The sequence below is a fragment of the Croceicoccus pelagius genome, assembly GCF_001661915.1.
GTDB lineage: Bacteria > Pseudomonadota > Alphaproteobacteria > Sphingomonadales > Sphingomonadaceae > Croceicoccus > Croceicoccus pelagius.
Window position 1 is genome coordinate 97557 of record NZ_LYWY01000039.1, and the last position, 26493, is coordinate 124049.

The 26493-nt window shown below is 64.1% G+C and carries 33 protein-coding genes; 10 read left to right on the forward strand and 23 right to left on the reverse strand.

Annotated features, from left to right (window positions below; translation table 11 throughout):
* Positions 1-17: 17 nt before the first annotated feature.
* The 3 genes from A9D15_RS11775 to A9D15_RS11785 all read right to left on the reverse strand — a co-directional run bounded on the left by A9D15_RS11775 (position 18) and on the right by A9D15_RS11785 (position 3117).
* A complete protein-coding gene (locus tag A9D15_RS11775) occupies positions 18-1343 on the reverse strand; it encodes a hypothetical protein (RefSeq protein WP_066765250.1) in 1326 nt (441 codons plus the stop codon).
* A 64-nt stretch (positions 1344-1407) separates the two neighbouring features.
* Positions 1408-2850, reverse strand: coding sequence for a DUF1565 domain-containing protein (locus tag A9D15_RS11780; RefSeq protein ID WP_156521766.1), 1443 nt, complete (start codon positions 2848-2850; stop codon positions 1408-1410).
* A gap of 3 nt (positions 2851-2853) precedes the next feature.
* On the reverse strand, positions 2854-3117 hold the full coding sequence (locus A9D15_RS11785) for a spike base protein, RCAP_Rcc01079 family (RefSeq protein ID WP_066766065.1): 264 nt from the start codon (positions 3115-3117) through the stop codon (positions 2854-2856).
* 146 nt (positions 3118-3263) lie between these two features.
* On the opposite strand from A9D15_RS11785, the gene A9D15_RS11790 reads away from it, so the two are divergent.
* Positions 3264-4394 carry a glycosyltransferase gene (locus A9D15_RS11790; protein WP_066765257.1) on the forward strand — a complete coding sequence of 377 codons (1131 nt, stop codon included), beginning with the start codon at positions 3264-3266 and terminating at the stop codon, positions 4392-4394.
* On the opposite strand, the gene A9D15_RS11795 is transcribed toward A9D15_RS11790, so the two are convergent.
* The gene (locus tag A9D15_RS11795; RefSeq protein WP_082924446.1) at positions 4378-5514 is read right to left on the reverse strand and encodes a glycosyltransferase family 4 protein; all 1137 of its coding nucleotides are present in this window, start codon (positions 5512-5514) and stop codon (positions 4378-4380) included. The two genes, A9D15_RS11790 and A9D15_RS11795, sit on opposite strands and share 17 nt — an antisense overlap.
* An 11-nt stretch (positions 5515-5525) precedes the next feature.
* Between A9D15_RS11795 and A9D15_RS11800 the strand changes: the two genes are divergently transcribed.
* A complete protein-coding gene (locus tag A9D15_RS11800; RefSeq protein WP_066765259.1) occupies positions 5526-6782 on the forward strand; it encodes a polysaccharide biosynthesis protein in 1257 nt (418 codons plus the stop codon).
* Here A9D15_RS11800 and A9D15_RS11805 read toward each other — a convergent pair.
* Entirely contained in the window at positions 6754-7038 is a 285-nt protein-coding gene (locus A9D15_RS11805; protein WP_066765260.1) for a BolA family protein, read from the reverse strand. The two genes, A9D15_RS11800 and A9D15_RS11805, sit on opposite strands and share 29 nt — an antisense overlap.
* Positions 7039-7097: 59 nt before the next feature.
* Here A9D15_RS11805 and A9D15_RS11810 point away from each other — a divergent pair, with 59 nt between their 5' ends.
* A complete protein-coding gene (locus A9D15_RS11810; protein ID WP_066765262.1) occupies positions 7098-7694 on the forward strand; it encodes a J domain-containing protein in 597 nt (198 codons plus the stop codon).
* A 4-nt stretch (positions 7695-7698) separates the two neighbouring features.
* On the opposite strand, the gene A9D15_RS11815 is transcribed toward A9D15_RS11810, so the two are convergent.
* From A9D15_RS11815 to A9D15_RS11845, 7 genes are all read right to left on the reverse strand, one after another.
* Positions 7699-8175, reverse strand: coding sequence for a GFA family protein (locus A9D15_RS11815; protein ID WP_066765264.1), 477 nt, complete (start codon positions 8173-8175; stop codon positions 7699-7701).
* Between the two features lie 11 nt (positions 8176-8186).
* Positions 8187-8633 (reverse strand): SRPBCC domain-containing protein, encoded by a 447-nt coding sequence (locus A9D15_RS11820; RefSeq protein ID WP_066765267.1) that lies wholly within the window; start codon positions 8631-8633, stop codon positions 8187-8189.
* A 17-nt stretch (positions 8634-8650) separates the two neighbouring features.
* Entirely contained in the window at positions 8651-9298 is a 648-nt protein-coding gene (locus tag A9D15_RS11825; protein ID WP_066765269.1) for a glutathione S-transferase family protein, read from the reverse strand.
* A gap of 158 nt (positions 9299-9456) precedes the next feature.
* Positions 9457-10251 carry a VOC family protein gene (locus A9D15_RS11830; protein ID WP_066765271.1) on the reverse strand — a complete coding sequence of 265 codons (795 nt, stop codon included), beginning with the start codon at positions 10249-10251 and terminating at the stop codon, positions 9457-9459.
* Between the two features lie 28 nt (positions 10252-10279).
* Positions 10280-10633, reverse strand: a complete 354-nt coding sequence (locus A9D15_RS11835; protein ID WP_066765273.1) for a DUF1428 domain-containing protein — start codon at positions 10631-10633, stop codon at positions 10280-10282.
* A gap of 3 nt (positions 10634-10636) precedes the next feature.
* The gene (locus A9D15_RS11840) at positions 10637-11317 is read right to left on the reverse strand and encodes a glutathione S-transferase family protein (protein WP_066765275.1); all 681 of its coding nucleotides are present in this window, start codon (positions 11315-11317) and stop codon (positions 10637-10639) included.
* Between the two features lie 23 nt (positions 11318-11340).
* Entirely contained in the window at positions 11341-11769 is a 429-nt protein-coding gene (locus A9D15_RS11845; RefSeq protein ID WP_066765276.1) for a VOC family protein, read from the reverse strand.
* Positions 11770-11931: 162 nt separating this feature from the next.
* Between A9D15_RS11845 and A9D15_RS11850 the strand changes: the two genes are divergently transcribed.
* The 3 genes from A9D15_RS11850 (at position 11932) to A9D15_RS11860 (ending at position 13946) form a co-directional block, all read left to right on the forward strand.
* Positions 11932-12621: a winged helix-turn-helix transcriptional regulator gene (locus A9D15_RS11850; RefSeq protein WP_066765278.1), complete on the forward strand. Its 690-nt coding sequence runs from the start codon at positions 11932-11934 to the stop codon at positions 12619-12621.
* A 50-nt stretch (positions 12622-12671) separates the two neighbouring features.
* Complete coding sequence (gene cobS / locus A9D15_RS11855) at positions 12672-13649, forward strand: cobaltochelatase subunit CobS (protein ID WP_066765280.1); 978 nt, start codon at positions 12672-12674, stop codon at positions 13647-13649.
* Between the two features lie 90 nt (positions 13650-13739).
* Positions 13740-13946, forward strand: coding sequence for a dodecin (locus A9D15_RS11860; RefSeq protein WP_066765281.1), 207 nt, complete (start codon positions 13740-13742; stop codon positions 13944-13946).
* A 32-nt stretch (positions 13947-13978) separates the two neighbouring features.
* Here A9D15_RS11860 and A9D15_RS11865 read toward each other — a convergent pair whose 3' ends face one another.
* From A9D15_RS11865 to fmt, 3 genes are read right to left on the reverse strand one after another with little or no spacing between them, the layout of a single operon-like run.
* The gene (locus A9D15_RS11865) at positions 13979-15094 is read right to left on the reverse strand and encodes a zinc-binding dehydrogenase (RefSeq protein ID WP_066765282.1); all 1116 of its coding nucleotides are present in this window, start codon (positions 15092-15094) and stop codon (positions 13979-13981) included.
* Between the two features lie 30 nt (positions 15095-15124).
* Positions 15125-15865, reverse strand: a complete 741-nt coding sequence (truA, locus tag A9D15_RS11870) for a tRNA pseudouridine(38-40) synthase TruA (protein WP_066765283.1) — start codon at positions 15863-15865, stop codon at positions 15125-15127.
* Positions 15866-15871: 6 nt separating this feature from the next.
* Positions 15872-16777: a methionyl-tRNA formyltransferase gene (gene fmt / locus A9D15_RS11875; RefSeq protein WP_066765285.1), complete on the reverse strand. Its 906-nt coding sequence runs from the start codon at positions 16775-16777 to the stop codon at positions 15872-15874.
* Between the two features lie 58 nt (positions 16778-16835).
* On the opposite strand from fmt, the gene recR reads away from it, so the two are divergent.
* Positions 16836-17447, forward strand: coding sequence for a recombination mediator RecR (gene recR, locus A9D15_RS11880; RefSeq protein WP_066765287.1), 612 nt, complete (start codon positions 16836-16838; stop codon positions 17445-17447).
* Positions 17448-17523: 76 nt separating this feature from the next.
* Entirely contained in the window at positions 17524-18090 is a 567-nt protein-coding gene (gene def / locus A9D15_RS11885) for a peptide deformylase (RefSeq protein WP_066765289.1), read from the forward strand.
* Between the two features lie 253 nt (positions 18091-18343).
* Here def and A9D15_RS11890 read toward each other — a convergent pair whose 3' ends face one another.
* Positions 18344-18748 carry a four-helix bundle copper-binding protein gene (locus A9D15_RS11890; RefSeq protein ID WP_066765291.1) on the reverse strand — a complete coding sequence of 135 codons (405 nt, stop codon included), beginning with the start codon at positions 18746-18748 and terminating at the stop codon, positions 18344-18346.
* A 106-nt stretch (positions 18749-18854) separates the two neighbouring features.
* Between A9D15_RS11890 and A9D15_RS11895 the strand changes: the two genes are divergently transcribed.
* Entirely contained in the window at positions 18855-20291 is a 1437-nt protein-coding gene (locus tag A9D15_RS11895; protein ID WP_066765293.1) for a DNA recombination protein RmuC, read from the forward strand.
* A gap of 11 nt (positions 20292-20302) precedes the next feature.
* The gene (locus A9D15_RS11900) at positions 20303-21013 is read left to right on the forward strand and encodes a hypothetical protein (RefSeq protein WP_066765295.1); all 711 of its coding nucleotides are present in this window, start codon (positions 20303-20305) and stop codon (positions 21011-21013) included.
* 3 nt (positions 21014-21016) lie between these two features.
* Here the strand turns inward: A9D15_RS11900 and A9D15_RS11905 are convergent, their stop codons facing one another.
* From A9D15_RS11905 to A9D15_RS11935, 7 genes are all read right to left on the reverse strand, one after another.
* The gene (locus A9D15_RS11905) at positions 21017-21811 is read right to left on the reverse strand and encodes a TrmH family RNA methyltransferase (protein ID WP_066765297.1); all 795 of its coding nucleotides are present in this window, start codon (positions 21809-21811) and stop codon (positions 21017-21019) included.
* Positions 21812-21823: 12 nt separating this feature from the next.
* Positions 21824-22114, reverse strand: coding sequence for an HPr family phosphocarrier protein (locus tag A9D15_RS11910; RefSeq protein ID WP_066765299.1), 291 nt, complete (start codon positions 22112-22114; stop codon positions 21824-21826).
* Complete coding sequence (locus A9D15_RS11915; protein ID WP_066765301.1) at positions 22111-22515, reverse strand: PTS sugar transporter subunit IIA; 405 nt, start codon at positions 22513-22515, stop codon at positions 22111-22113. The genes A9D15_RS11910 and A9D15_RS11915 overlap by 4 nt, the downstream gene beginning before the upstream one ends.
* A 90-nt stretch (positions 22516-22605) precedes the next feature.
* Complete coding sequence (gene rapZ / locus A9D15_RS11920) at positions 22606-23541, reverse strand: RNase adapter RapZ (RefSeq protein ID WP_066766068.1); 936 nt, start codon at positions 23539-23541, stop codon at positions 22606-22608.
* A 37-nt stretch (positions 23542-23578) separates the two neighbouring features.
* On the reverse strand, positions 23579-24007 hold the full coding sequence (locus tag A9D15_RS11925; protein WP_066765303.1) for an HPr kinase/phosphorylase: 429 nt from the start codon (positions 24005-24007) through the stop codon (positions 23579-23581).
* Positions 24004-25629, reverse strand: coding sequence for a HAMP domain-containing sensor histidine kinase (locus A9D15_RS11930; protein ID WP_066765306.1), 1626 nt, complete (start codon positions 25627-25629; stop codon positions 24004-24006). Before A9D15_RS11930 ends, A9D15_RS11925 begins: the two co-directional genes overlap by 4 nt.
* Complete coding sequence (locus A9D15_RS11935) at positions 25616-26326, reverse strand: response regulator transcription factor (RefSeq protein WP_066765308.1); 711 nt, start codon at positions 26324-26326, stop codon at positions 25616-25618. Before A9D15_RS11935 ends, A9D15_RS11930 begins: the two co-directional genes overlap by 14 nt.
* Positions 26327-26493: the final 167 nt, after the last annotated feature.

The window sequence follows — 26493 nt, forward strand, 5'->3', positions numbered from 1 at the left end:
AATAGTTGCCGCAAGGCTCAGGCGGCCGTTTGGAAGTCTTCGAAACGTCCCTGCGCCCGCTTTCCCGACACGCTTCTTCCAAGTTGCAGCAAGTGCATCCCGCTTGTCGCATAGCCGATTGTGAACAGCGTGAAGCTGGGAGAGAACCCTTCGAGGAAGAAGGTGTAGAGATTGATCGTCGCGATCAGCAGAAGCTTTGTGCGATCGTCCCCTTTTGCGGCGGTCAGGACCAGTACGGCAAGCACCGGGACGAAAAACAGGCCGAACATCGCGAAGCTGAGGATGTAGAAGTTGTCTACCGGCTGCAGCAGGCTGGCCCACTCCGAATAGCGCGCCGGAAAGTTCAGACAGCCGAGCCCGCACCCGGTCGCCAGCGAGACCGGCGAACGCTGAGCCAGAAGTGCGAAGGGATATTGCCAGCTGGCCTCGATGCGTTGTTCGAAGCTGGTGAGGGATGTCGACATTTCCGCGAACGACAGTGCAGAGGCCGATGCGACCAGCACGAGAGGCAGGAACACCAGCGCGAACGAGCAGGTCGCCAGAAAACGGTGCGCGCTTTTCGATCGCAGTCCTGCCAGCAGCCAGGCTTCTGCCGCGATCCAGCCCGTTGCCAGAACGGCGACGCCGAGTGCAGTCCTGCTGGTCGCCACATAGCACGCGGCTGCAACGCAAATGCCCAGAATGACCGACAGGGCGGGGGCCACTTTTCGGTGAATCATCAGCCACGCAAAGAGCGCGACGGCAGCCGCCGCCGTCGACTCTCCCGCAAATCCGCCGACGCGGGTAACGCTGTCGATCGACCAGACCTTGTCGACCGTCTTGCTGACGCCGAATTGATCGACGGAAAGCCCACTCCACGGAAAATCCATCAGCGCGTCGAGCGCGATGCCGAAGATGGACGCAAGGCAAATGACGAAGAGAACGCGCCGCACGCGCAGCATGGCCGGAAGGTCCACGCCGGCAAGGCACCAACCGGCATAGAGCGGCACGATCATCTTGACCGCAGCGCCAAGGAAGGCGGGATCGCTATCGACGGTGAGCGCGGCAACGACCACCGATATAGGCAGAAGCGCGAGCGTGTAGAGCGCGAACGGCGACGTGCGTTTCACCGCGAAAGTCCAGCCGAACGCGCCCAGTGCCGCGAAGCCGAGAAGATCGAATGCGAACCACGCGAAAGGTATGTCCGCAAGGTCGAAAAGCCACCGCCAGATGGCGGCAAAGGCGTCCCGTGTCAGGTAACCGACGCCCGCGACAAGTCCGAAAAGCGGAGCGCCGCGCAGACGCATCCGCGTGCCTTGCCAAGTGCCGCCAAGGGCGGACAATTCCCCCGAATAGATCCCCATGCACAATGGGTTAGCATCGCCATGTAATCGGGGCCCAGATCACGAATGATCCGGCCCCGATCTATCACCACTCCTCGACAGTGCCGTTGCCTTGCGGATTGCTCCGCATCGGTGGCATCGCGCGCAAGCGAACGGCGGCCTGCGTGTCGGCAAAGACCGCAGCCGTGGCCGGCGGCATCGATACGACCGCGCGATCGGCCCAGATCTGGGCATTGTCGCCCGCCATGATCGCGGCAGGCGGCGTCATTCCGCCCGATACGCGGTCGCCCCGGTCGTCGGCGATGTTCGTGCCCGAAAGCCAGCAACGCGAGTTCCCGATCGTTCGCACGCTGCCACCGTTCGTGCGCCCGAATTCGCCCGCGAAGTCGGCAATTACCGCATCGTCATGGGCGGTCAGGCTGTTGCAGCTCTGTGCCGAGCCGCGTCCGCACAGGATAGCGCGCGAGTTGACCGTGACCATGTGGCACTGCGCGCCGAAGTTGCCATCGTTGCCGGCGGAAAAGCCGTCTTTCACGTTGTTGCTGGCATCACAGTCGCTGAACAGCGCAAGACCGTGGAGGTTCGCGATCAGCGTTCCATTGCTTTGGTACGTGGTGCCGCCGCAGTATGCGAAAGTCGAGCGTTCGACGACGACCGCCTTCATCGCGGCAGGTTTGGTACCCGGCTGGTAATGCAACCCCGCGCCGCCGCTGCCGCCCATGGTGTCGAAGCCCGAAATCGAATCCTCGGCCCCGACATAGATGCTGACCGGCGCATCGAAACGCCATGTCCCGCCCGCGGCGCGCAGGACGCGGGTATTGGCGTCCGTCACCGCCTTGCCGTCGGCGCGGTGGATGTAGATCTTGCCTGCTTCCAGTGTCCAGCTACCCCCAATGCGGTTGCAGGTCGCGGCATCGGACACGTGCAGCAGGTCGGGGTGAAATCCGTCCGCATCCAGCCGCGCTCTGTCGATCACGCGATCGACGTTGCCGAGGCTGTAGCTATAGCAGTTGGTATAGGTCCCGTCCTTTGCGGGCGATCCGAAATCGTCCCACGTGCCTACAACGACCCTGCCTCCGGTCGCGACGAACGCGATGTCGACCGTGGGTCGCAAGTTGAGAAACTGCGAAGGGTTGTATGGCTTGCCGTAGTCGCCTGCCTTCACGACTATCTTGGCGGGTTGCCCGCTGGCGTTCGCGGCGGACACGGCTTTCCAGATCGAGCGGAAGGGCGCTGCGTCGGTTCCGGCATTGGCATCGTTGCCGTTGGGCGAGACGTGATAGGTGTTCGCAGGCACCGAACGCGCGGTCGAGAACAAGTCGAAGATCTCGGCAGGTGCCCGGTCGAGCGTCGCGGTGACGCCCGCGCCGTGATGGGTCAGCGAGACCTGCGGCTGCCACGCGGCGACCTGCCAATGGTCCCGCCAACCCTGCGGCGCGGAAACCGGCACGCTGGCAAGGCCCATCGGCACGCCCAGCGCGGCAAGGGCGGAGCGACTGACCCCGCCGATCGATCCACTATGGTGCATTGCTCAGGCCTCCGCGATCAGATTGGCCGCGGTGGTGCCGGTGGCGCGCACGTGGCTGGCGCGCACGGCGATGTAGCTCGCGTGGGGCAGGTTGCGGTAGGTCACGTCCTCGGTCCCGTCGATGCCGCGCAGCGTCACGTCTCCGCCGATTCCGACGTAAATCCCCTTGGGAATGCTGGGCAATTCGGCATTGTCGTTGGGGACGATGGTGAAGGGAGAGCGCGAGGGGGAAAAAGCGCTGTCCTGGAAGGATTCGAATCGATCCATGTTCATGCTCCGTTCTGTTGGAGCCTTTCCAATATGCACGAGTGGCCTTGTAGGAAAATGGAAAGCTGCCTGACCCCTGCTGGACAGACGAAAATCCTGGATACGCAAGGGTTTGTGGGCGCTTTCCGGACGCAAAAGGGGCGCGCGTGACGGGCACGGAACTGGGCGGGCTGCGAAATGCGGTCGCGCGCCGCTTTGGCCGCGTCGCGATCATCTATCACTGGCTGGTGCAGATGCGCGGGGGCGAGCGCGTGCTGGAACGGATGCTGGATCTGTTTCCGGATGCCGACATCTACACCCACGTCTATGTGCCCGACAAGATCAGCGCGAAGATCCGGATGCACCGCGTGCGGACCACTTTCATCAACCGGCTGCCGGGCGCGGCGAGGCATTACCAGAAGTACCTGCCGCTAATGCCCTCTGCGCTTGAGGAACTGGACTTGCGCGGATACGATCTCGTCATCTCGAACGAGACCGGGCCGACCAAGGGGGTGATCCCCGCGCCAGATGCCCTGCACGCCTGCTACACCCATTCGCCGATGCGGTACTTGTGGGATCACTATCCCGATTATCGCGCTTCGGCAGGGCGGTTGGCGCGGCTGGCCATGTCCGCGACGTTTCCGGCGCTGCGCCGCTGGGACGTGACGAGCGCGGCGCGTGTCGATCGCTTCATGGCCAATTCGCGCTTCGTGCAAAAACGGATCGAGAAGTACTGGCGGCGCTCTTCGCAGCTTGTCCACCCGCCCGTCGCGGTCGACGATTTCGCGCCGGTGAGCGAGGTGAGCGACCGCTATCTCTGGGTGTCGCAGATGACGCGCTACAAGCGACCCGACATTGCGGTGGAGGCGTTCAACCGCACCGGTCGCCCGCTCCTGATGGTGGGTGATGGCGACCTGTTCGAAGAGATGGCGCGGCGGGCAGGGCCGAACATCACGCTGGTCCGCCGCATGGACTTCTCCGAGCTCTGCCGCGCCTATGCCGAGGCGAAGGCGCTGGTCTTCACGGCGGAGGAGGATTTCGGGATCGTGCCGGTGGAAGCGATGGCCTCTGGCCGTCCGGTGGTGGCGCTGGGCAAGGGCGGGGTGCTCGACACCGTTGCGCCCGAGGTCAGCGGGATGGTCTTTGCAGAGCAGAGCGCCAATTCGCTGGAGGCGGGGCTGGCGCGGTTCGAGGCATGGCTGCCGCATTTCGATCCGGCGGCGGCGGTTGGCCATGCGCGCAACTTCGCGCCGGAGGTGTTCGACCGGAGGTTCTGCGAGGCTATCCTTGATGCCTGATCGTCTTGTCGATCAGGGCAGAGAGCTTGCGGGCAGATGTGTCCCACGAGAAATCGGCCGCCCGTTCTCGGCCCTTCGCGACGAGATCGCGACGCAGGGCGGCGTTGCCGCAGACCTGCACCATCGCTTCGCCCATGGCCCGCGCGTCGAGTGGACCGACCATCAGCGCGGCACCACCGCAGACTTCGGGCAGCGCTGCGGCATTGGCGGCAATGACCGGTGTGCCGAGTGTCATGGCCTCGATCGCGGGGATACCGAATCCTTCGAGCAGCGAGGGCATGAGGAACGCCTCTGCCTCCTCGACCAGGGTGCGCAGAGCACTGTCCGATATGCGCGGCAAGCGGTGGACGCGCGGATGGCTGGTGAGAGGAGAGCCGGCGAAGATGCGCGGATCGCCTCCACCCACGATGACAAGATCGAAATGCGGGTTGTCCAGCGCGGCATAAGCGGCCAGCGCGGTGGCGAAGTTCTTGTTGGGGTTTGCGCTGCCGACACACAGAACGAAGGGACGTTCGGCGATACCGAGCGTCTGCCGCGCCGCCGCGTCCGTTTCGATGGACAGCACGTGATCGGCAGCGTTCGCGATGACGGTGATCGCATCGGGTTCGATCCCGAACGCGCGCCCGATCTCCCGCGCCGACCAGTGCGACACGGTACAGAGCGTCGCGCGGCGGGCCAGCAGGGTCTGGATCGTGCGATAGGCTATGCGAAATTGCGGCGAGTATCCTTCGGGACCGAGCAGGTAGTTCACGTCGTGGATCATCACGATCTGGCGCGAAAGCGTGACAGGCCCGGTGCCGCCAAGGCCTACCAGCAGGGCGGATCGCCCGACGCGCCGCGGCAAGGTGATCTGTTCCCACAAGTGTCCGCTCAGCTCGGCGGCAACGGTGACCGGAATGTCGTAGTCCGCGCGCGGCGGTCCAGGGGCGAGCGCTTCGACGTCGCTGCGCATCGCGACCAGGCGGCGGCCGAGTTCGTGGGCCGCGCGCTGTACGCCGGTCATCGGCTGGCCGGTGAAACGCGCATTCAGGTAGATCAAAGCGTCCTCGCCATCGTTTTCAGCGCCCCGGACACCCTTGGCCGAAAAGCCATGCCTAATCAGTCGATTCGCTGCGATCAAGAAGGCCTGTCATGTGGCTGACCGGCGGCACCATCGCCGCCATCAGGATCGTGACTTTGGCCATGCGCTTTGCCCTGACGGTTTACGTGACCGCAATGCTGGGGCTGGTGGAAGTTGGGCAACTCGGCCTCGTACAGGGCCTCACCGCGCTGATTCCGGCGGTTCTGGGCATGGGGTTCAACTTTCACATGTGCCGCGATGTGGTGAGCGACGATCCGGCAAGCCGCATCGCCATCGTACGCGACCGGATGGCGTGGACGCTGCGGGTTACGCTTGGCGCGGCGGTGGTGGGGCTGTTCGTCGTCTTCGTCGTGGGCAGTTCGGGCATTACGCCATTCCTGATCGTCGCGATCCTTCTGGCCGAGACGCTGGCGATGGATGCCTACCTCGCGCTGACGGGGCTGAGGATGAATGTCGTCGCCAACTGGGGCGTCTTGCTGCGGACTGCCGCATGGGTGCCGATTGCTGTGATAGGCGGGCTGGCCGACGCAGGCCTGCGCACGCTCGATTTCGTCTTCGCCTGCTGGATCATCGGCCACGCCGCCAATCTCGCGATGCTGTGCTGGGTGCTGCGCCGCCGCGGGCTGTGGCATCGCTGGAAGTCCGACCCGCCGACCGGTTGGGTTCGCAGCACCGTGCCCGGCGCGATGCGGATCTGGCCTAGCGATGTCGCGCTCGTTCTCATTATATATGGCGACCGGTTCATCCTCTCCGCCACGGTGGGGGAGGAGGCGCTGGGCATCTACGTGTTCTTCTGGACATTCGCGAACATGATCCGGACGCTGATGCAGTCGGCCATCGTCACGCCCTCGCTGCCGCTCCTCATCGACCTTTACCGCAAGGATCGTGGCGGCTGGCTGAAGGCGGTGAAGCAGCTTGGCATTGCGATCCCCGCGACGGGCGTCGCGGGCTCGGCGGTGCTGCTGCTGTTGATCTGGCTGGGCCATCGCTTTGTACCACAGAGCAACTTTCCCTGGCAGACGGGCCTTGCCGTCCTCGTCTTCGCCGCCGTGATGGCGGGCTATTTCGGTGACTACCTGTCGAGCGTTCTGAACAGCGCAGGCGCGGTCGGCGCCTATGCGGCGCTCAACATCGGGTTCGCGGGTTGCCTGATGCTCGCCATCGCCGCCGGTGCGTTGCTGGGCGGCGTGATCGGGGCGACAGTCGCCAGCCTCGTCACGGCGCTGATGTTTTCCGGCCTGAAGCTGGCGGTGATAGGCCGGGTCCAGGCCCCCGGATTTACGCTTCTCCGGGAGCGCGGGCCTTGATGGCGAGCGCGTGGACACGCTGGCCGGGAAGGTCGCCCAGTGCCGCATTCACCATGCGCTGACGCTGGAGCCGTGACACGCCCTCAAAGGCGTCTGCCACGATTGTCACGGAAAAGTGCGATTCGCCCGATCCGTCGTCGCCCGAATGGCCGCTGTGCATGGCGCTGTCGTTGCTGACGACGAGTTCGCTGGGTGAAAATTCGGCCTCAAGCCGCTGGCGAATCTCGGTTTCGACGGGTCCGGGTGTGCTGGTCATGCGCCGGATATAGGGCAAAGGGGTTTCATTTGAAGGTCAAAGCCATCATCTGACAGCGAATGCGTCAAGACAGGTTTCACGGAAGGTTCGAACACGAGGGGCGGCAGTGCGAGGCACCCGGCTGCGGAGAGGCGGGGGAATTTCGCGCGCCCGGATCGCGCGGGTCCAGCTTCGACGGACCGGGCGACTGGCGCTGGTTCTGCCTTGATCACGTGCGCGCCTTCAACGCGGGATACGACTTCTTCGAAGGCATGAGCGCGGAGGAAATCCTCGACGCGCAGTCACCTGTTTTCGGCTGGCGGCACACTGCGAAGATCTATTCGGGCATGGGCAACGACGGGCCGCGCTGGGCCGATTTCGATGATCCGCTCGACGCGATCTCCGCGCGGGCCAAGAATATCCGTGGCGAGCGGGAACGCCAGTGGCAGCAGGAGGCAGAGGCGCGTCAGCGCGGGCTTGAACCTGGCGATCGCCGTGCGCTCGACGAATTGGGGCTGGGCTACGAATCCGATCGGCGTGCGCTGCGGCGGCGTTATTCCGAACTGGTGCGCCGCTATCACCCCGACCGCAACGGCGGGGACCGGTCGAACGAGGAGCGGCTGCGGCGCGTCGTCGACGCCTATCAACACTTGCGCAAGGCGCGGCGCTTCGCCTGATTTGCTAAAGGCCGCGAAGGGTCCGGTAGCGGGCAGCGCGAGCCTTGCCGAACAGGTCGTCGTACTGCTTCTGGCTGTAATAGACTTCGAACGCGGGCATATCGTCTGACAGCACGACCCACGGTTGCTTGCTGCGCGTGAAGATGTGCAGGTCGGGCTGAAAGGCGTCGGGATCGTCCAAGGTCCCGATCCGCACGAAGCCGGCCTTGTCGCCCATGCCGCCATAGTGACTCCACATCGCGACACGGCACGAAGGGCAGCGGAAGATGGACTGTCCCTTGCCGCTTTCGGACGGTGTCTCGACCCGCTCCGGCTCTCCGGCGATGACGGTAATGCTCTCCGCCTCGATCAGCCCGTTGAGGGCAAAGGCGGAGCCTGTCTCGCGCTGGCAGGACCGGCAGTGGCAGCAGTGCACCGCGAAGGGCGCCTGCTCCAGCCGGAAGCGCACATCCCCGCAAGCACATCGTCCCAAATGCGTCATTCCGGCCCTCTTCAACTTTCGCAGAGCGCCGCGAACTGGTCCGCGACCGCGCCCCACCCTTCATCAAAACCCATTTCCTTGTGCTGGGTCATCGCCTCTTCGGTCCAATGGCGGGCGTAGGCGGTGTAGCGCGTACCGTCGCCTTCGGGTTCGATCTGCCACCGTCCGATCATGAACGGCTGTGCCGGAGCGTAGCCATCGGGGCCAAGCGTGATCGCATCGGTCACGGTAAAGCCGCGACCCTCGTCCCAGTCGAGGAAGACGCTGTCCTGCGGCATTTCCTCCCCTTCCGGACCACGCATGACCATCGCGCTGCGCCCGCCCGGGCGGCGTTCCTGCGCCAGCATCTCGATCCGCCACGGGGCAGGGCACCACCATTCTTCCTGCCGGTTGGCGAGGATGTCCCAGCATTTTTCGACGGGCGCTGCGACCAGTCGCGTGACTTTCAGCTCGTGCATCGGGATTTCCTTTATTGTCAGTCCCGATCGGGCGCGCCGAGCGGAAAGAGCTGCCTGAATGGATAGGCCGCATCAATGCAGGCGCGGACTTCGGGCATGGCGTTCAGCCGCTCGCGAAGTGCCTTCAAATCAGGACAGGCAGGGCCGATTTCCTCTACCCAGTCGGCGTAGAACAGTGCGGGCGCGGCGGCGCAGTCGGCCATCGTCAGCGGATCGCGGCCCAGCGCGTCGGCCTTCGGTTCCAGCCATGCATAAACGCGGCGAAGCTGCGCGCGCACTTCGTCCTGCCGCGCGGTGTCGGGCGCGTCGGGTGCGCGAAGCTGTTCCAGCACCGCGACGTTCATCACGTTCATGACGTAGTTGTCGAACACGCGGTCGAGATTGCGAATTTCCAGCGCACGATCGGCGGGGATCAGGTGCGCGGCATCGGGGCGGGTAGCGACGAGATGCTCGATGATGGAGCTGGCCTCGAAGACGATCGTGCCGTCTTCCTCTTCCAGAACCGGGAACTTGGCGAAGGGGCCGCCGTGTTCGGCCACGAAAGCGGTGTTGTCGGGGTGGCCGGGGTCGACCTGCCGGAGACGATATTCGATCCCACACGAATGGAGGGCAATCTCGGCCTTCCATGTGTAGGACGAGAACGGGTGCCCATAGAGCGAAATCATGCCTGTCGTGCCTCCTCGATCGCCGCGATGTCGATCTTTTCCATTGTTGTTTTTGACCTCGCAAATGCGTTTTCGCCTAAGCGGGCCTTGGGCCGAATCTGTGTCGCCATTGCCGACGATGGCACTGGTCGGGCGATCTGTCTTCTGAAGTGTGAGGATCAGGCTTTCTTCGGAGCGACGAGGCCGAAGGTCGAACCTTCGGGATCGTGCGCGACAAGGATCATCTCGTCGCCGGGAACCTCGTGCGGGCCCATCAGGACCTTGCCGCCGTTCGCGTCGACCGCGGACTTCGCGCCGTCGACGTCGGCCACGCGGAAATAGGGCTTCCAGCCGGCGGGCCACGCGTCCGATGCGGTCATTGCCGCGCCAAGCCGCAAGTCGCCGAGGTCCAGGAAACAGTAGTCGCCCGCATCGCCCGGCATCGTCATCCGTTCATTCACCGCAAAGCCGAGCAGTTCGCCGTAGAACGCAAGCGAGGCATCGAGATCGGGTGTGGTCAGTTCGTTCCAGCCGCACTGGCCGAAAGAGGTCGAGGCGGTATCGTAGACCTGGCTCTTTTCCGGCGAATTGCCGCGCATAAGGTAGAAGGGTATGCCGTGCGGATCGGCGACGAAGGCAAGGCGGCCGATGTCGCCTAGATCGTGCGCTTCCATCAGGACGCTGCCGCCCAGTTCCTTCACGCGGGCGACTGCGGCATCGACATCGTCAGCGGCGAAATAGACGGTCCACATCGGCCTTGCGCCGCCCGCCGTCATCTCGTCCGTCAACTGGATCGCGCCGCCGGTAAGGCCGCCGTCTTCGCGCATGATGAATTCGTAGTCGCCGACGCCTTCAAGTTCCTCGGGCGATCGCCCGATCTTCCAGCGGACAACATTCATGTAGAACGGGCGCGTCGCCGAAAGGTCCTGTGTCATCAGTTCGTACCACACGGGCTCTCCGGCCATGTTGGTCATCAATCCTCTCCTTTGCTGAATATTCGGGTTAGCGGCCCAGTTCGAGAATGCTCCTGAAGCCGCCGTAGACGAGGCGCTTTCCGTCAAAGGGCATTTCGGACATGTCGGGCATGGCCTCGTTCGCCATCATCTTTTCCTCGGCGGCCTTGGCAGTGTCCTTGTCGGGCCAGATGACCCACGAGAACACGACCTTCTCGTCCGCCTCGGCGGCGACGGCGCGGCGGAAATCGGTGACCTTGCCGTCAGGCACGTCATCCTCCCACGCCTCGACCACTTCGATTGCGCCGTATTCCATGAACAGCGCGTCGAACGTCCTGGCCATGGTGAGATAGTCGCCTTCCTTTGCGGCAGGAACGGGGACGAGGAATCCTTGTACGTACATGGCTCAGGCTCCTTCCTTCTGCGGGGCAAAGCTGTCGTCGAAATCGTTCAACTGCGCGTCGAGCGCGGCCTTCCACGCGTGGCGGGCCAGCGCGCGTTCAAGATAGTCGGCAAGTACGGGGCGGGGCGAAACCATCCCGTTATTGTCCGCCTCGCGCAGCGTGGTCGCCATCGCGATATCGGCGATCGAAAACTCGCCCGCCAGCCATTCGCGTCCTTCCATCCCGGAAGCGAGCCGGTCGAACCGCTGGTTCGCGCTCTCTTCCAGCGATGGCTTGCGCAGCTTTGCCCATTCCTCGCCCGCAGAGAACCCGTTTACAGCCGACAGCTGAAAGACGATCGGTTCGACCGAATTGAAGGCGGCAAACAGCCACGCCAGCGCATCGGCGCGGGCCTGTCCTTCATTTGGCAGCAGGCAGCCGTACTTTTCGGCAAGGTGAAGCAGGATCGCGCCGCTTTCGAACAGGCCGACATCGCCGTCATGAACGTAGGGCACTTGTCCGAAAGGCTGTTCGCCGAAATACCAATCGGGCCGTTTCATTGCGCTGATCAGACGGACCGAATAGTCGACTCCCGCTTCCTCGCAGAACCAGCGCGGGCGCAAATCGCGAACGAAGCCGCGGGCGAATTTTGGCACCCAGCCATAGGCGGTGATGACGAGGCTGCTTTCGGGCACTTGCGGCATGGTTTTGCTCTCCCTGTGGCGATCTATTCGGCGATTTGTGCGGGCTGTCCCTCTTGGGCGGCCTTCGGGGCCATCCACATCGGTTCCCAGGCGTGACCGTCGGGGTCGGCGAAGGCGCGGCTCATCATGAAGCCGTAGTCGGTGGCCGGATCGACATCGGCGGTTCCGCCGTTTGCGCCTGCCGCGTCGTTCATGGTCTCCACGTCTTCGCGGGAATCGAGGCTGATGCACAGGCGCAGGTTCGACGATCCGTCGCTGGTGATCGGGCGGTCGGTGAAAGTGGCCCATTTGTCGTGCGTGAGCAGCATGACGTAGATCGCTTCGGACCAGACCATGCAGGCAGCGGTTTCGTCGGTGAACTTCGGCTCGTTCGTAAAGCCGAGCGCGGAATAGAAGGCCATCGACCTTTCAAGGTCGGCCACCGGCAGGTTCACGAAAAACATCTTCGTCATCGCAGTCTCCGGCTAATGGCGGCCACGTTACTGGTCGCTCTCGGCGCTGCGCCGGCTCCCCCAGCCAGCGAATCGCCTTTCCCCAACGCTTGCGATTCGTGAGCGTATAAGTTACAAAAAGCAACTACGGACATTCTAAAAGTTACCAAACGGTATTGGGGCGTGACGGATCGAGTAAAACACGGGCGCTGGTATGAAGATGCCTGCGGTGCAGCCTTCGCGATGGAGATCATCGGGGAGCGCTGGTCGCTGCTCGTCATGCGCGAACTGATGCTGGGCCCGCTGCGGTTCTCGCAGATCCGCGCGAATCTGCCGGGAATCAGTGCGAAAATCCTGACCGAGCGGTTGGAAAAGCTGGAAGTCGCAGGCGTGCTGGTGCGCCGGATGCTGCCGCCGCCGGCATCGGTGCAGGTCTACGAACTGACCGAGTGGGGGTACGAGGCGGAATTCGTGATGCAGGCGCTTGGCCGCTGGTCGGTCCGTTCACGCAAACACGACCCCACCCTGCCGCTCACGCCGGTTTCGGCGATGCTTTCCTTGCGAACGATGATCGATCCCGCTCGGGCCGAGGGTATGGACATGACCGTCGCCTTCCGTTTCGCGACCGATGCTTTTGCCGCGAAACTGGCGGGCGGAGAGCTGGAGATCGAACGCGCGCACGATATCCGCAAGACAGATCTCGTGTTCGAGGCGGCATCGCCGAATGCCATCCTGCCCTATTTCTACGGCAAGCGTCCGCTGGCCGAGGTAGAGGCCGAAACCGGGCTTGTCGTTAAGGGCGACAGGGTGCTGGCGGACAGGTTCGCAGGGTTGTTCCGCCTTCCTGCCAAGGTCGATCTGCCTGCGACCTGATATTCTAGCCTGTTGCAGTGCGGCGCGGGTGCGTTTACCGCCCCCTTGCGATGAATGACATGACCAACAGCCACCAGACCGTCCTTGCCGCTCCCGACATCGAAGTCGACGTCCGAGAGACGTTCGGCATCGATATCGACATGAAGGTTCCGGCCTTCTCCAAGGCCGACGACCGCGTACCCGACCGCGACGAATCCTACGTGTTCGACCCGGACACGACGCTGGCGATCCTTGCAGGCTTTGCCCACAATCGCCGCGTGATGGTCCAGGGCTATCACGGCACGGGCAAGTCGACGCACATCGAACAGGTCGCGGCGCGCCTCAACTGGCCTTGCGTGCGTATCAACCTCGACGCGCACATCAGCCGTATCGACCTTGTCGGACGTGACGCGATCGTCCTGCGCGACGGGCTTCAGGTTACCGAGTTCCGCGAAGGCCTGCTGCCTTGGGCACTGCAGACGCCGACCGCGCTGGTCTTCGACGAATACGATGCGGGTCGCCCGGACGTGATGTTCGTGATTCAGCGCGTTCTGGAAACGGCGGGCAAGCTGACCCTGCTGGACCAGAATCGCGTCATCCGTCCCAATCCCTATTTCCGCCTGTTCGCGACGGCCAACACGGTTGGCCTTGGCGACACCAGCGGCCTTTATCACGGCACGCAGGCGATCAACCAGGGCCAGATGGACCGCTGGAACATCGTGGTCGGCCTGAACTACCTGCCCGAGGCGACCGAGGTGCAGATCGTGAAGGCCAAGGTCCCCGACATGGACGAGGACACGATCACGAAGATGGTCCGCACCGCAGACCTGTCGCGCCAAGGCTTCATCAACGGCGACATTTCCACCGTGATGAGCCCGCGTACCGTGATCAGCTGGGCGCAGAACACGCAGATCCTGGGCGATCTGGGCTTTGCCTTCCGTCTCTCGTTTCTCAACAAGTGCGACGAGACCGAGCGTATGCTGGTGGCCGAATACTATCAGCGCGTCTTTGGCAAGGACTTGCCTGAAAGCGTCGTATCCAAGGCCTGATTGTTTCGGGGCCTGACGGTTTCGGGGCCTGACCGCGGGGCCGAATTGCGCTATTCTCCTGTTCCAAGCCGGTAACAGGAGGATGCGCTAATGGAACATGTGTTCAAGCTGAGCGAGATCGTCGGCACTTCGCACGAAGGCAGCGACGCGGCGATCAAGGCTGCCCTGAAGCGCGCGCAGGCCACGATACGCGGCGTGAAGTGGTATGAAGTGGTTAGCCAGCGCGGTTATATCGAAGACGACGGCAAGGTTCAGCACCAAGTCGTGATCAAGGTCGGCTTTGCACTGGACGACTGATCCCAGTGATCCGGGCGGCGCTTGCCGCAGGTTCACGCCTGCGGCAGCACCAGGAACTTCTCGCCCGTCCGGCGCGCGTTGTAGGCCATGACCGCATCGCGCGTCAGCATGCCTTCCAGCGATACCCTGTCCGAATAGTGGCTGGCGAAAGTCGTCGTCAGGCCGCTCATCACGCGGCTATACATCCGCTGCTTCACGTCGGCCGACACCGACTGCAGGAAATTGAACAGCAGCCAGCCGCTCACGCTCCAGCTGAAACCGAAGAACCGGTCGATGACGATGGGGCCGGTGTCGAGCAGGCCGTAGATGTAGCCGCGCTTCATCCGGTTCGATCCGTAACGAGAAAACGCTTCGCCGCGCGAAGCGACCTTTTCCATGGCGCTCATGATGCGACCAAGCTGCTTGCCACCGCCGATCGGATCGAAGGCGGTGAAGGCATCGGTCGCGGCGATAGCCTCGGTCAGAGCGTCCTCGTAACCGTCTTCGGTCATGTTCAGCGCATGGCTTGCCCCGATATCCTTCAGGATCCGGACCTGCGCGTCGGAACGCACGACGTTCACGATGTCGATCCTGTCTTCGAGGCAGATGCGCAGCAGCATCTGGCCAAGGTTGGAGGCAGCGGCAGTATGGACCAGCGCCTTGCCGCCATCCCGCTTCATCGTCTCGACAAAGCCCAGCGCGGTCAGAGGATTGACGAAAGCCGCCGCGCCCTGTTCGGCGGTGACATCGTCGGGAAGCGGCATACAGGTGGCCGCATCGGCAATGCGATAGCGCGCGTAGGCACCGCCGGGCAGACAGGCTACACGCTTGCCCATCAGTGCCTGCGCCGCCGGATCGCTGCCCGCTTCGACCACGCGGCCAGCACCTTCGTTGCCGACGGGCATGGCCTCGTCATGGCGCTTCTGGACCGAGGCGGTCATCGCCGGTGACATGGGGGCGACGATACGACGTTCCGAGAATTCGGCATTGTCGAGGTCAGCGGCCCCGATGAGCAGACCAAGGTCCGACGGGTTGATCGGCGCGGCCTCCATCTCGACCAGCACTTCGTTCGCTATCGGCTGCGGAACCGGCGCTTCGACCAGTTCGACGACGAGGTTGCCATCGGCCTGTGCTGTCGAGACGATCATCTCGTTGGTGCGGTTGGTCATCGCCGGTCCTTTCCTGCTGCGTAAGAAGCTCTATTCGTATTTCGCCTCCACGAAGTAGAGGCCGTCGGGTGGCGCGTTGAGGCCGAGCGCCTGCCGTTCGCGTGCTTCAAGAGCGCGCCGCACCTCATCCGGTTCCCAGCGGCCCAGTCCGACCAGAGTAAGGCAGCCGACCATCGATCGGACCTGGTGGTGCAGGAAGCTGCGCGCGGCAGCGTGGATGCGGATCTCTTCGCCTTCGCGCTCGACGTCCAGCCGGTCCAGCGTCTTCAGCGGGCTTTGCGCCTGGCAATGGACCGAACGGAACGTCGTGAAGTCGTGCCTGCCGACAAGGTGCCGCGCGGCTTCGTGCATGGCCTCGTGGTCGAGCGGCTTGGCGACCTGCCACGCCTTGCCTCGATCGAGTGTGAGCGGCGCGCGGCGGTTGACGATGCGATAGACGTAGGATCGTCCGATGCACGAAAAACGCGCATGCCAGTCGTCGGGCACGACTTCGCAATGCGTGACCGCAATCGGTTCGGGGCGAAGTTTGGCATTCACGCCTTCCATCAGGCGAAAGGCATCGATGTCCTTCTCGACATCGACATGGGCGCGCATGGCAAGTGCGTGCACGCCGGTGTCGGTACGGCCCGCAGCGTGGATACGCGCGTCCTCGCCGGTGATCGCGGCGACCGCTTCCTCGATGCTCTGTTGCACCGAAGGCCCGTGCGACTGCCGCTGCAGGCCCATGTAGGGCGCACCGTCGAACTCGATGGTGAAAGCGAAACGGGTCATACGCGGTCAGCGGATCTCGGTGCCTGCAGGGATCGGGTAACCGCGCAGCATCGCCTCGGTCTCCATCGCCGGCTTGCCCGCGCGCTGGACCCGCGTGGGCCGGATCGCGCCATAGCCGCAGGCGATGGTGAGTTCGTCGTCGAGCACTGTTGCGGTCGCGCCTTCGCGCCCGATAACGTCTGCCTCCAGCACGCGGATACGCTCGCCCGCCAGTTCGAAGAACGCCCCGGGGCGCGGGGCGAAAGCGCGGACCTGCCGTTCGATGTGTTCCGCGCCCTTGGCGAAATCGATCCGCGCCTCGGCCTTGTCGATCTTGTGCGCGTAAGTGACGCCTTCGACCGGCTGTTTCTCGGCGCGCACGTGCGGAAGCTGCGATAGCACTTCGACCATGGCCTCGGCGCCCATCGCGGCAATCTCGTCAGTCAGTTCGCCAGCCGTCTTCTCGTCGATCCGCGTCGTGCGCTTGAGCAGCATCGGGCCGGTGTCGAGCCCCTTTTCCATCTGCATGATCGTGACGCCCGTCGTCGCGTCGCCTGCAAGGATGGCGCGCTGCACCGGCGCGGCCCCACGCCAGCGCGGCAGGATCGAGCCGTGGACGTTGAGGCAGCCGTGGGTCGGCGCCTCCAATACCGCGACCGGCAGCAGCAGGCCGTAAGCGGCGACCACCGCGACATCTGCGTTGAGCGCGGCAAACGCGTCCTTCTCCTCCTGCGCTTTCAGCGATGCCGGCGTGCGAACCTTGATGCCCATTTCCTCGGCCGCAAGGTGCACGGGCGATGGTTGCAGCTTCTTGCCGCGACCGGCGGGGCGGGGCGGCTGGGAATAGGCGGCAACGACTTCGTGACCGGCATTGACGATTGCTTTCAGCGTCGGAACCGCGAAGTCGGGAGTGCCCATGAAAATGACGCGCATGTTGAATGTCCTCTGGCCGGACTTCCCGCCCTGCGCCGCAGTCCCTATCTATCGGCTCATGGCTTCACAAGACCCGCGCGGGAACGAGATCGAGAGACTGGCATCGTCGCTTGCGCGGCTGCCGGGGCTTGGGCCGCGTTCCGCCCGCCGCGCCGTGCTCTGGCTGGTGAAGCGGCGCGACACCGCACTGGTCGATCTGCTGGCCTCGTTGACGGCGGTGCAGGAGAGCCTTGTCGAGTGCCATGTCTGCGGCAACGTGGACACGTCGGACCCGTGTCACGTCTGTGCCGACCCACGCCGTGATCAGCGGTCTATCTGCGTGGTCGAGGACGTGGCCGATCTCTGGGCGCTCGACCGGGCAAAGCTTTATACCGGGCGCTATCACGTCCTGGGCGGCAGGCTCTCCGCGCTCGACGGAGTGGGGCCGGAAGACCTTGCCATCGGCAGTCTTCTGGCGCGGGTGGAGGAAGGCGGGATCGACGAAGTCGTGCTCGCCATGAACGCCACGCTGGAGGGGCAGACCACCGCGCACTACATCGCCGAACGACTGGAGGAACGGCCCGTGCGCGTGACGCAACTGGCCCACGGCCTGCCCGTGGGCGGAGAACTGGATTACATGGACGAAGGCACGCTTGCACAGGCCTTGCGGGCGCGTCGTCCCGTCACCTGATTTGAGAGACGTTCCCGATCACTTTGATCGAAGCATCCGCGTTGAATTAACCCGCGCATCCGCCTATCTTGGCGCGATGGCTATCCGTGAAATCATTGAGGTGCCGGACCCGCTGCTGAAGCAGGTCTCGAAGCCGGTAGAGAAATTCGACGACGAGCTGAAGCAGCTTGTCGAGGACATGTTTGAAACCATGTACGATGCCCCCGGCATCGGCCTTGCCGCGATCCAGGTCGGCGTGCCGCTGCGCGTGCTCGTCATCGATCTGCAGCCGGACGATCTGGATGCAGAGCCGGAGGTGTGCAACCACGGCGGCCACGAACACACGCACCAGCCGACGAAGAAGGAACCGCGGGTCTTCATCAACCCCGAGATCCTGAATCCGTCGGAAGAGACGAAGGCATATAACGAAGGCTGTCTTTCGGTGCCGGACATCTTTGCCGAAGTGGACCGCCCCGCGACCTGCCGTGTTCGCTGGCAGGACCTTGAGGGCGAGACCCACGAGGAAGACATGGACGATCTCATGGCCGTCTGCATTCAGCACGAGATGGATCACCTGAACGGGATCGTCTTCATCGACCACCTTTCGCGCCTTAAGCGTAACATGGCTATGAAGAAGCTGGAGAAGCTTCGCCGCGCGGCGTAGTTTTACGGTCCGGCTTTGCCGGACGTCCTCAGACGCCGGGCGCGGGCCATCCGGCCCGCTTTGGCTTTGCCGCATAAGCGGCGGCGGCCGTTCGGCCTTGCGGGAGTCACTGAAGCGCCCCGGGTCTTCGCCTGGTCAGTGGCAATCATCCGGGCGCGGAAGGCACTCCGGCAAGCGCGAACGCGCGCCCGAGCTTATGCGAGGCCAGCCAAGGGGCCGGATGGCCCCTCCGGCGCTTGAGGCCTGGTAAAAATCAAGCAACCGCCTCATCGTGCAGGTCCTCCATCGCGGCCTTGCAGTCCCGCGCGCATTCGCGGCACATCTGGGCGCAGCGGCGGCAATGCGGGTTGTCGTGCTTTTCGCATTCCTCGGCGCAAGTCTCACATGCCTTCACGCATAGCGCCAGCATGGCGCGAATGACCGAGCGGTTTTCGTCCGTACGGCGGCTGGCGACGCGATAGGTCGCGGTGCAGATGTCGCTGCAATCGCTGCATAGGCGCATGCAGCGGCTCATGTCCATGTCTTCCGCCGCGCAGGCATCGACGCAGGAATTGCAGATCGCGGCGCAGTACATGGCGTGCTTTACCGCCAGGCCAAGGCTCTCGTTGTAATCGGACCCGACGGCGGGGTGTTCGGAAATCATCTTCTGGATGGACATCGCAATTCTCCTTGTCTCCTGACTGACGGATGAGACGGTGGAGAAGTTCCGATACGATCCGGCAGGCTGCTTGCACGGCGCGATGTTCGATGTATGTTCCCATGCTATGGATATTATTGCGCTCGTTCTCGTCGTCGTTGCCTTGCTGATCGGCCTGGGGCTGGGCTGGTATCTTGGCGGTCGGCCTGTGGCCGACTGGCGGCAACGCCATGGTGAGCGCGACGCCGAGGCGAAGGTGCTGGACGAGAAGTTCCGCTCTGCCATCGCCGAGCTGGCGACGATGAGCGAACGGGCAGACAAGGCCGCCTCGCTCGACGAACAGCTTCGCGAGGCGCGTGCGCAGGTCGAGGCGCTGCGCGTTTCAGTCGCCGAACTGAACAAGGACCGCGCCAACCTGGCGGAGCGCGAGGCGCTTTTGAAAGAGGCCCGTGAAGAGCTCGGCAAGCAGTTCGAGGCGATGGGCGTGAAGGCACTGGAAGGTGCACAGGCCCGCTTTCTCGAACGCGCGAACGAGCGGTTTTCCGAGAGCGAGAAGACCAATGCGGAGAAGATCAAGGCGCTGCTCGACCCCGTCGGCGCGCGGCTTAAGGCCTATGAAGATCAGGTCGCCGCGCTTGAGGAAAAACGGGTCAAGGATTTCGGCAGCCTGTCGGGCGTGATCGAACAGATGCGGCTGGGGCAGGAGGAGGTCCGGCGCGAAGCGCAGCGGCTGGGCAATTCGCTAACCAACGCGCCAAAGGCGCGGGGGCGCTGGGGCGAAAGAGCGCTTCAGAATGTGCTCGAACAGTGCGGCTTGTCGGAGCATACCGACTTCGATCTCGAACATTCGATGGACACTTCTGAAGGCCGTCTGCGCCCCGACGCCATCGTCAAGGTGCCGGGACAGAAGAAGCTGGTCATCGACGCCAAGGTTTCGTTGAACGCCTATCAAGCCGCGTTCGAGGCGGAGGACGGGGATGAGCGTATCCGGCATCTCGACCTTCACGCAAAATCGATGCGAAACCACGTCCAGACGCTCGGCTCGAAAGCATACCAGAGCCAGTTCGACGATGCGCCCGACTATGTCGTGATGTTCGTCCCGGGAGAGCATTTCGTCGCCGCAGCGCTTGAACACGATCCCGAGCTTTGGGACTTCGCCTTCCGCAACAAGGTGCTGCTTGCCACGCCGACAAACCTCGTCGCCATCGCCCGCACGGTGGCGCAGGTCTGGCGGCAGGACACGATCGCGCGTGAGGCCGTGGCCATCGGCAAGGCCGGGTCCGAGCTTTACGACAGGCTTGCGGTCGCGGCCGAACACCTGAAGCGCGTCGGCGGCGGGCTGGAAACGGCGGTCAACAATTACAACAAGTTCGTCGGCAGTTTCGAACGCAACGTGCTCTCTTCGGGCAAGCGGTTGGCCGAAAAGGGCATCGAGATCGGCAAGCGCGAGATCGAGGACGTGCCGCTGGTCGAGGCCGCGCCGCGTTATGGCAAGGAAGACGTTTCCGGGGAACCGGCAGAGGTTTCGATGCTTTCGGTAGCGAACGACCGCAAGAACGACTGAAGGCAGGCCACATGACCTACAGGGCCGCCGGGGCGGCTGCCCTGGCCATATTCATCGCCGCGTGCACCGCCGAATCGCGGACCCCCGAAACCGCCCTTGCGGCTGTTGATCCCGTTTCCGTGGCGATGGCAGACGGCAAGCTTGCCGAAGGTCCGTATGCGCCGATGGACGAATGTGCGGATCTGCCGGGCTTCGTATCCTTCCGTGGTTCGCTGAATGCAGCCATCGAAAACCGCGACAGCGCCGCGATGGTCGCGCTTTCGCATCCGGCCATCAAGCTCGATTTTGGCGGCGGGGCAGGGATCGACGAATTCCGCCGCCGCCTCGATGCCGACGACACGTTATGGGATGCGCTGGACGATCTGGTCTTTCTCGGCTGCGCCAGCGATCGCCGCGATCACGCCACGATGCCCTGGTCTTTCGAGCGGGCACCCGAAACCGACGATCCTTTTGAAACCTACTACGTCATCGGCAACGACGTGCCGCTCCGCGCCAAGGCAGCTGAAAAATCCGAAAAGCTGGGCAGTCTGAGCCATGACTTCGTGATGCCGGTTGGCGGCGAGGCAAAGCCGACCGACGGCTTCGTCGAGGTTCGTTCACTGAGCAACGCATCGACGGGATACGTCGCCGAAGCCAGCCTTCGCAGCCTTGTCGACTATCGCCTGATCGTCGACCGATCCGATCGCGGCTGGGAAATCAACGCCTTCGTCGCCGGCGACTGACCCCTAGCGCAGTTTGGCCAGCGCCTCGTAAGCCAGTACCGCGCCAGCGATCGAGGCGTTGAGGCTGTCCGCACGCCCCAGCATCGGTATCGTGACGCGCAAGTCGCACTCGACTTCGTATTCCTCGGGTAGCCCGCGCGATTCGTTACCCACCATGACGAAGCACGGCGCGACGTACGGTGCCTCGCGGTAATCATGCGGTTCGCGCAGCGATGCTGCCACCAATTGGCCTTCGCCGCTGCGCAGCCAGCCCTGGAATTCATCCCAACGGGCCTGTGCCAGCGGCACGGTGAACACCGCGCCCATGCTCGCGCGCACCGCCTCGACGCTGAACGGATCGGCGCAGTCGTCGACCAGAATCAACCCACCCGCGCCAACTGCGTCCGCGGTTCGCAGCATCGTTCCGAGATTGCCCGGATCACGCATGGCCTGAGCGACGAGAAACAGCGGGGCAGACGAACGGTCGATCCGATCCAGCCCCGTATCGAACTCTGCAAAGACGCCGCAGACCGCCTGCGGATTGTCCTTCCCGGTGATCTTGGAAAGCGCCGCTTCCGAAACCTCGATCACGTCGCCGTTCGCGGCCTCCACCGCCTCGATCAGCGTGTCGAGCAGCGGATGCGGATCGCGCCCCTCGGCCATCACCAACATATCTGGCAAGTGCCCGGTCTCGCGCGCGTCGGTCAGCAGGCGCAGGCCTTCGGCAAGGAAACGCCCTTCGCGCCGCCGGTGCTTCTTGTCGCGCAGCGAACGCAGGTACTTGATCGTGGGATTGGAGAGACCGGTGATGAGGCGCATGGCCCGGTTTGCCTATTCTTCGCCGAAGCGGTCCTCGACCAGCGCGCAGAGCTTCTCCAGCGCCTCGGCTCCTGCGGGACCGGCGGTGATGATCTCGATCTCGTCGCCCTTGGCCGCGCCCAGCATCATCAGCCCCAGGATCGAACCGCCGGCGGCCTCGTTCGATTCGCGAATCACGCGCACGCTCGTGCCTGCTGGAAATTCGGCGACCATTCCGACGAACTTGGCGCTGGCTCGTGCGTGAAGTCCGCGCTGGTTGCAGATCGTGACGCGGCGACGATGCGCCTGTCCGGCTTCGCTCATGCGTCCTGCCCCAGGAATTCGGAAGCGATGGTGATGTAGTTGCGGCCGGCATCGCGCGCGGCGGCAACGGCCTGCGTCACGCCGAGTTCGGTGCGCGCACCGGCAAGACGGATGAGCATCGGCAGGTTGATTCCGGCGATGACTTCTACCGACCCGGCTTTCAACAGGGAAATCGCGAGGTTCGAAGGGGTGCCGCCGAAAAGATCGGTCAGCACGATCACGCCCTTGCCCGAATCGACAGAGGCGATCGCGTCGCGAATCTCGCTGCGGCGCTGCTCCATGTCGTCGTTCGGACCGATGCACACCGGCACGACATCATCCTGCGGACCGACCACGTGTTCCATCGCGCGAACGAATTCTTCCGCGAGATTGCCGTGAGTTACGAGAATGAGGCCAATCATGAAGTTCCTAACGCAGCCTGTCCAAGCTGCCCGAAGCAAAATGAACCTGCACTTGATTGCCCGTGGGCGGCGATGAATCGTGCAAGGTCATCAGCGGGTCGCGCCTTCGACCAGATCGGTATGGGCCGAGTCAAGGTTGCGATGCAGCACCGTAGGGGAATGCCCTGCTTCGCGCAGCGCGTCAGCTAGACTTTCTGCCGAAAAGACCGAGCGGTGTTTTCCGCCGGTACAGCCGAATGCGATGTTCACATAAGCCTTCCCCTGCGCCTCGTAGCGGGGCAGCAGGAAAAGTACGAGATCGCGGATCCGGTCGAATGCCTCGCCCCAGGCGGTGTCCTTGCGAATGTGTTCCTTCACCGGTTCGTCGCGGCCCGTCAGCGGGCGCAGCGCCTCGTCCCAGTGCGGGTTGTCGAGGAAACGCATGTCGAAAACAAGGTCGGCGGTCGGCACCATCCCGCGCGAAAAGCCGAAGCTGGAGACCGTGACGGTCATTTCCTGCGGCGCGGTGGGTGCGAAAAGTTCGCGGATCGTGCGGCCAAGGTCGTTGGTCGAGAACTCGGTCGTGGAGATCACCACGTCGGCCCAGCGGCGCAGCGGTTCCATCAATTCGCGCTCTGCCGCGATGCCGGCTGCGACGGGACGGTCGCCTGCCAGCGGATGGCGGCGGCGGGTCTCGTTGTAACGGCGTTCCAGTTCTTCGGCACCGCAGTCGAGGTAGAGCGTCGAGAACGCGATGCCCTCCGCCTCCGCCAAGGCCCCAATCTCGGCCATGACTGCGTGCGGGTCGAACCCGCGGGTGCGCGAATCGAATCCGATGGCGAGCGGCGCGGCCTGGTTGTCGGAGCCGTGTTCGGTGCCGGGGCCGGGGGCCGTGTGGAGGAGGCGCGAGATCAGGCGGACGGGGAAATTGTCCACCGGCTCCCAGCCCAGGTCTTCGAGCGCACGCAGCGCGGTCGTCTTGCCTGCGCCGAGCAGGCCGGTGACGAGCAGGACCCGGGTGGGCCGATCGGGCGAGTCGGACAGCATGATCTGATCGAGGCTATGCCCGTTTGTTGCGCCGCCGTCAGCCATGCGATGGCAGCCCATGAATCGACAGGGCCATTTCGGCACGGATCGCAAGGACCGGACTATCGGGCCAGAGCGTGAGCGAGGGCAGGGCGATGCCCGCGCGCTGCGTGACTGTGGGCCCTTCGACATGGCGCGGGGCCGCGTGGTCAAGCATGATGAGCAGCGCGACCGGAGCCTCGCCGCAGGGCATCGCCGCGATGCCGACATTGCGGACCTCGATCAGTCCGCACGTATTGGGATGGGGCAGGGCCCACAGGCGGCCACCACGCTGTTCGAGCAGCACGCCATCGTCGCCGACCAGCGCTGCGCCGCGATCGATGAGGGCGAGGGCGAGGCTGGTCTTGCCCATGCCCGGTTCGCCTTCGATCAGGATCGCGCGTCCATCGATGGCAACGCAGGTCGCCTGGTGCGTCACTTCGTTCAAGACTTGGTTTCCAGCGCGGGCAAGGTGATGACCATGACCGCGCCCGATTTGCCGTCGGCGCGGTCGCGGATCGTTAGCGTGCCGTCGTGCGCGACGACGATCGATCGCGCGATCGCAAGGCCAAGCCCGCTGTGCGAACCGAAGGCGGCTTCGGGGCGGACCGAGTGGAAGCGCTGGAAAACCTTGTCGCGTTCTTCGGGCGGGATGCCGGGGCCATCGTCGGTAACGATCATCTCGATCTCGTCGCCAAGGTCGGCGAAGGCGATGGCGATGCGCCCGCCGTGGGGAGAGAAGCCTGCGGCATTGTCGACGAGGTTCTCGATAACGCGTTCCAGTCGCGCGGCATCGCCCAGGATCATCGTCGCCCCGATGGGCGCGCTCTCGACCTCGAAAGTCAGGTCCAGTTCTTCGCCGATGCGGGCGGCCATCGTGCGGCCGCCGATGACGCTGCGGGCGAGCGAGAGGAGGTCGACAGGCTCAAACGTCGTGCGCGACAGTTCGGCATCGACGCGCGTCGCCTCGGCGATCTCGGTGATGAGCCGGTCGATGCGGCGCACGTCCTGCTGCGCGATCTCGGTCAGCTGCTTGCGAAGATCCGGATCCTCGACGTTCTCCAGCGTGTCGAGCGCGCTGCGCAGCGATGCGAGCGGGTTCTTAAGCTCGTGGCTGACGTCGGCGGCAAAAGCCTCGCCCGCGTCGATCCTCTCGCGCAGCGCGCCGGTCATGTCGGACAGCGCGCGCGCCAGCATGCCGATCTCGTCTCCGCGCTCAGGCAGGCGCGGGACGACCACCTCGCGGTCGCGGCCCAAGCGCACGCGGCCCGCAGCTCGGGACAGCAATTGCAGCGGCTGGACGATGGTACGGGCAAGGAACAGCGAAAGCTGGATCGAGAACAGGATGCCGAGCGCAAGCAGCACGAGCAAGGTCTGGCGAGCCGAGCGCACCGACTGCGTCACGTCGACCGCGTTGCGCATCGTCAGCAGCGTCTCGCCCTGCGCGCCGTAGGGTGCCGCAGCAGTGATTACCGGCGTTCGGTCAGGCGCATAGCGGAGCATGACCGCGCCTTGTCCTGCCTGTTCGGACACGAAAACCTCGGGCCATTCGGACTTTTCGGCAGGTCGCTCGTCAATCGCCGGATCGTAGGGCTCGACCGGCGGCGCGCCGACGATGAAGTCGACCGCCTTGTCCATCCAGCGGGCGAAATCCTGCACCCATGTTTCGTCCGCCGGATCGACGAAGCGGAAAGCCGGTTCGCCGACCACGAAGCTGTCGGTCTGCAATTCGCCAAGGGCGTCGAACGTGCGCAGGCGGAGACGCTGTTCCGCCCCGATGCGGGCGAGAAGCGCTGCGTGTTCGCTCGACGGGGCTTCGGCCAGCGCATTGGCGATGATCTCGACTTCGGACCGGGCGAGCTTGAAGCGTTCGGCGATCAGCTGTTTGCGATAGGTATCGAGAATGAACAGCCCGCCAAGCACGAGCCCGACGATCAGGACATTGACCGCAAGGATGCGGGTGGTGAGCGAGAACCGCCTGGTCCAGAACAGGCGATCGGGGACTAGCGGGGGCTTTTCCGCGATCGCCTCGGGCTCTGTCGGCCCCGGTGGCGGATCAGTCTCCCGCAAAGCTGTAACCTGCCCCGTAAAGCGTCGAGATGCCGGAGAAGGTGGAATCGACCTCGCGGAACTTGCGGCGCAAGCGCTTGATGTGGCTGTCGATCGTGCGGTCGTCGACGAAGACATCGTCCTGGTAGGCCGCATCCATCAACTGGTTGCGCGTCTTAACTACGCCCGGGCGCTGGGCCAGCGCCTCGAGAATCAGGAACTCGGTCACGGTCAGTGAAACCGGCTTGCCGTCCCATGTGACGCGGTGGCGTTCCGGTTCCATCGCCAGGCGGCCACGCGTGATGATTTCGGCCGGCGGTTCCTTGCTCGTTCCCGCCAGGCGGTCACGGACCAGTTCTTCCCGGCGCAGCAGCGCTCGGATGCGGGCGATCAGAAGACGCTGCGAAAAGGGCTTTGCGATGTAGTCGTCGGCGCCCATGGCAAGGCCGATGGCCTCGTCCTGTTCGTCGGTCTTGCTGGTGAGGAATATGACGGGCAGCGCGCTCTTTTCCCGCAGGCGGCGCAGCAGTTCCAGCCCGTCCATGCGGGGCATCTTGATGTCGCAGACCGCAAGGTCCGGCGGGTTCTCGATCAATGCCTCCAGCGCGGCGGAACCGTCGGAATAGACGCGCGTGTCGAACCCTTCGGCCTGAAGCGCGATCGACAGGCCCGTGAGTATGTTCCGGTCGTCATCGACCAGCGCGATTACCTGCGCCATGCGTCATCCCGTGTTGCGTTCCGCGATCGCTTCGCGGCCCTGTTATTCCACCGCTTAGACAATCATGGACGGATTCGCCAATTGCCGGGTCCCGTCTCTTGCCACGCAGTTGCGGCAAAGGTCGGAAACAAATTGATATTTTTCAAGGTTACCGATGTAACTTTAAG

Bases quoted from the DNA above. Each gene is read 5' to 3' on its own strand.
- A9D15_RS11775 (WP_066765250.1), bottom strand. From the start codon at position 1,343: ATGGGGATCTATTCGGGGGAATTGTCCGCCCTTGGCGGCACTTGGCAA.
- A9D15_RS11780 (WP_156521766.1), bottom strand. From the start codon at position 2,850: ATGCACCATAGTGGATCGATCGGCGGGGTCAGTCGCTCCGCCCTTGCC.
- A9D15_RS11785 (WP_066766065.1), bottom strand. From the start codon at position 3,117: ATGGATCGATTCGAATCCTTCCAGGACAGCGCTTTTTCCCCCTCGCGC.
- A9D15_RS11800 (WP_066765259.1), top strand. From the start codon at position 5,526: ATGTGGCTGACCGGCGGCACCATCGCCGCCATCAGGATCGTGACTTTG.
- A9D15_RS11805 (WP_066765260.1), bottom strand. From the start codon at position 7,038: ATGACCAGCACACCCGGACCCGTCGAAACCGAGATTCGCCAGCGGCTT.
- A9D15_RS11810 (WP_066765262.1), top strand. From the start codon at position 7,098: ATGCGTCAAGACAGGTTTCACGGAAGGTTCGAACACGAGGGGCGGCAG.
- A9D15_RS11815 (WP_066765264.1), bottom strand. From the start codon at position 8,175: ATGACGCATTTGGGACGATGTGCTTGCGGGGATGTGCGCTTCCGGCTG.
- A9D15_RS11820 (WP_066765267.1), bottom strand. From the start codon at position 8,633: ATGCACGAGCTGAAAGTCACGCGACTGGTCGCAGCGCCCGTCGAAAAA.
- A9D15_RS11825 (WP_066765269.1), bottom strand. From the start codon at position 9,298: ATGATTTCGCTCTATGGGCACCCGTTCTCGTCCTACACATGGAAGGCC.
- A9D15_RS11830 (WP_066765271.1), bottom strand. From the start codon at position 10,251: ATGACCAACATGGCCGGAGAGCCCGTGTGGTACGAACTGATGACACAG.
- A9D15_RS11835 (WP_066765273.1), bottom strand. From the start codon at position 10,633: ATGTACGTACAAGGATTCCTCGTCCCCGTTCCTGCCGCAAAGGAAGGC.
- A9D15_RS11840 (WP_066765275.1), bottom strand. From the start codon at position 11,317: ATGCCGCAAGTGCCCGAAAGCAGCCTCGTCATCACCGCCTATGGCTGG.
- A9D15_RS11845 (WP_066765276.1), bottom strand. From the start codon at position 11,769: ATGACGAAGATGTTTTTCGTGAACCTGCCGGTGGCCGACCTTGAAAGG.
- cobS (WP_066765280.1), top strand. From the start codon at position 12,672: ATGAATGACATGACCAACAGCCACCAGACCGTCCTTGCCGCTCCCGAC.
- A9D15_RS11860 (WP_066765281.1), top strand. From the start codon at position 13,740: ATGGAACATGTGTTCAAGCTGAGCGAGATCGTCGGCACTTCGCACGAA.
- A9D15_RS11865 (WP_066765282.1), bottom strand. From the start codon at position 15,094: ATGACCAACCGCACCAACGAGATGATCGTCTCGACAGCACAGGCCGAT.
- truA (WP_066765283.1), bottom strand. From the start codon at position 15,865: ATGACCCGTTTCGCTTTCACCATCGAGTTCGACGGTGCGCCCTACATG.
- fmt (WP_066765285.1), bottom strand. From the start codon at position 16,777: ATGCGCGTCATTTTCATGGGCACTCCCGACTTCGCGGTTCCGACGCTG.
- recR (WP_066765287.1), top strand. From the start codon at position 16,836: ATGGCTTCACAAGACCCGCGCGGGAACGAGATCGAGAGACTGGCATCG.
- def (WP_066765289.1), top strand. From the start codon at position 17,524: ATGGCTATCCGTGAAATCATTGAGGTGCCGGACCCGCTGCTGAAGCAG.
- A9D15_RS11890 (WP_066765291.1), bottom strand. From the start codon at position 18,748: ATGTCCATCCAGAAGATGATTTCCGAACACCCCGCCGTCGGGTCCGAT.
- A9D15_RS11895 (WP_066765293.1), top strand. From the start codon at position 18,855: ATGGATATTATTGCGCTCGTTCTCGTCGTCGTTGCCTTGCTGATCGGC.
- A9D15_RS11900 (WP_066765295.1), top strand. From the start codon at position 20,303: ATGACCTACAGGGCCGCCGGGGCGGCTGCCCTGGCCATATTCATCGCC.
- A9D15_RS11905 (WP_066765297.1), bottom strand. From the start codon at position 21,811: ATGCGCCTCATCACCGGTCTCTCCAATCCCACGATCAAGTACCTGCGT.
- A9D15_RS11910 (WP_066765299.1), bottom strand. From the start codon at position 22,114: ATGAGCGAAGCCGGACAGGCGCATCGTCGCCGCGTCACGATCTGCAAC.
- A9D15_RS11915 (WP_066765301.1), bottom strand. From the start codon at position 22,515: ATGATTGGCCTCATTCTCGTAACTCACGGCAATCTCGCGGAAGAATTC.
- rapZ (WP_066766068.1), bottom strand. From the start codon at position 23,541: ATGCTGTCCGACTCGCCCGATCGGCCCACCCGGGTCCTGCTCGTCACC.
- A9D15_RS11935 (WP_066765308.1), bottom strand. From the start codon at position 26,326: ATGGCGCAGGTAATCGCGCTGGTCGATGACGACCGGAACATACTCACG.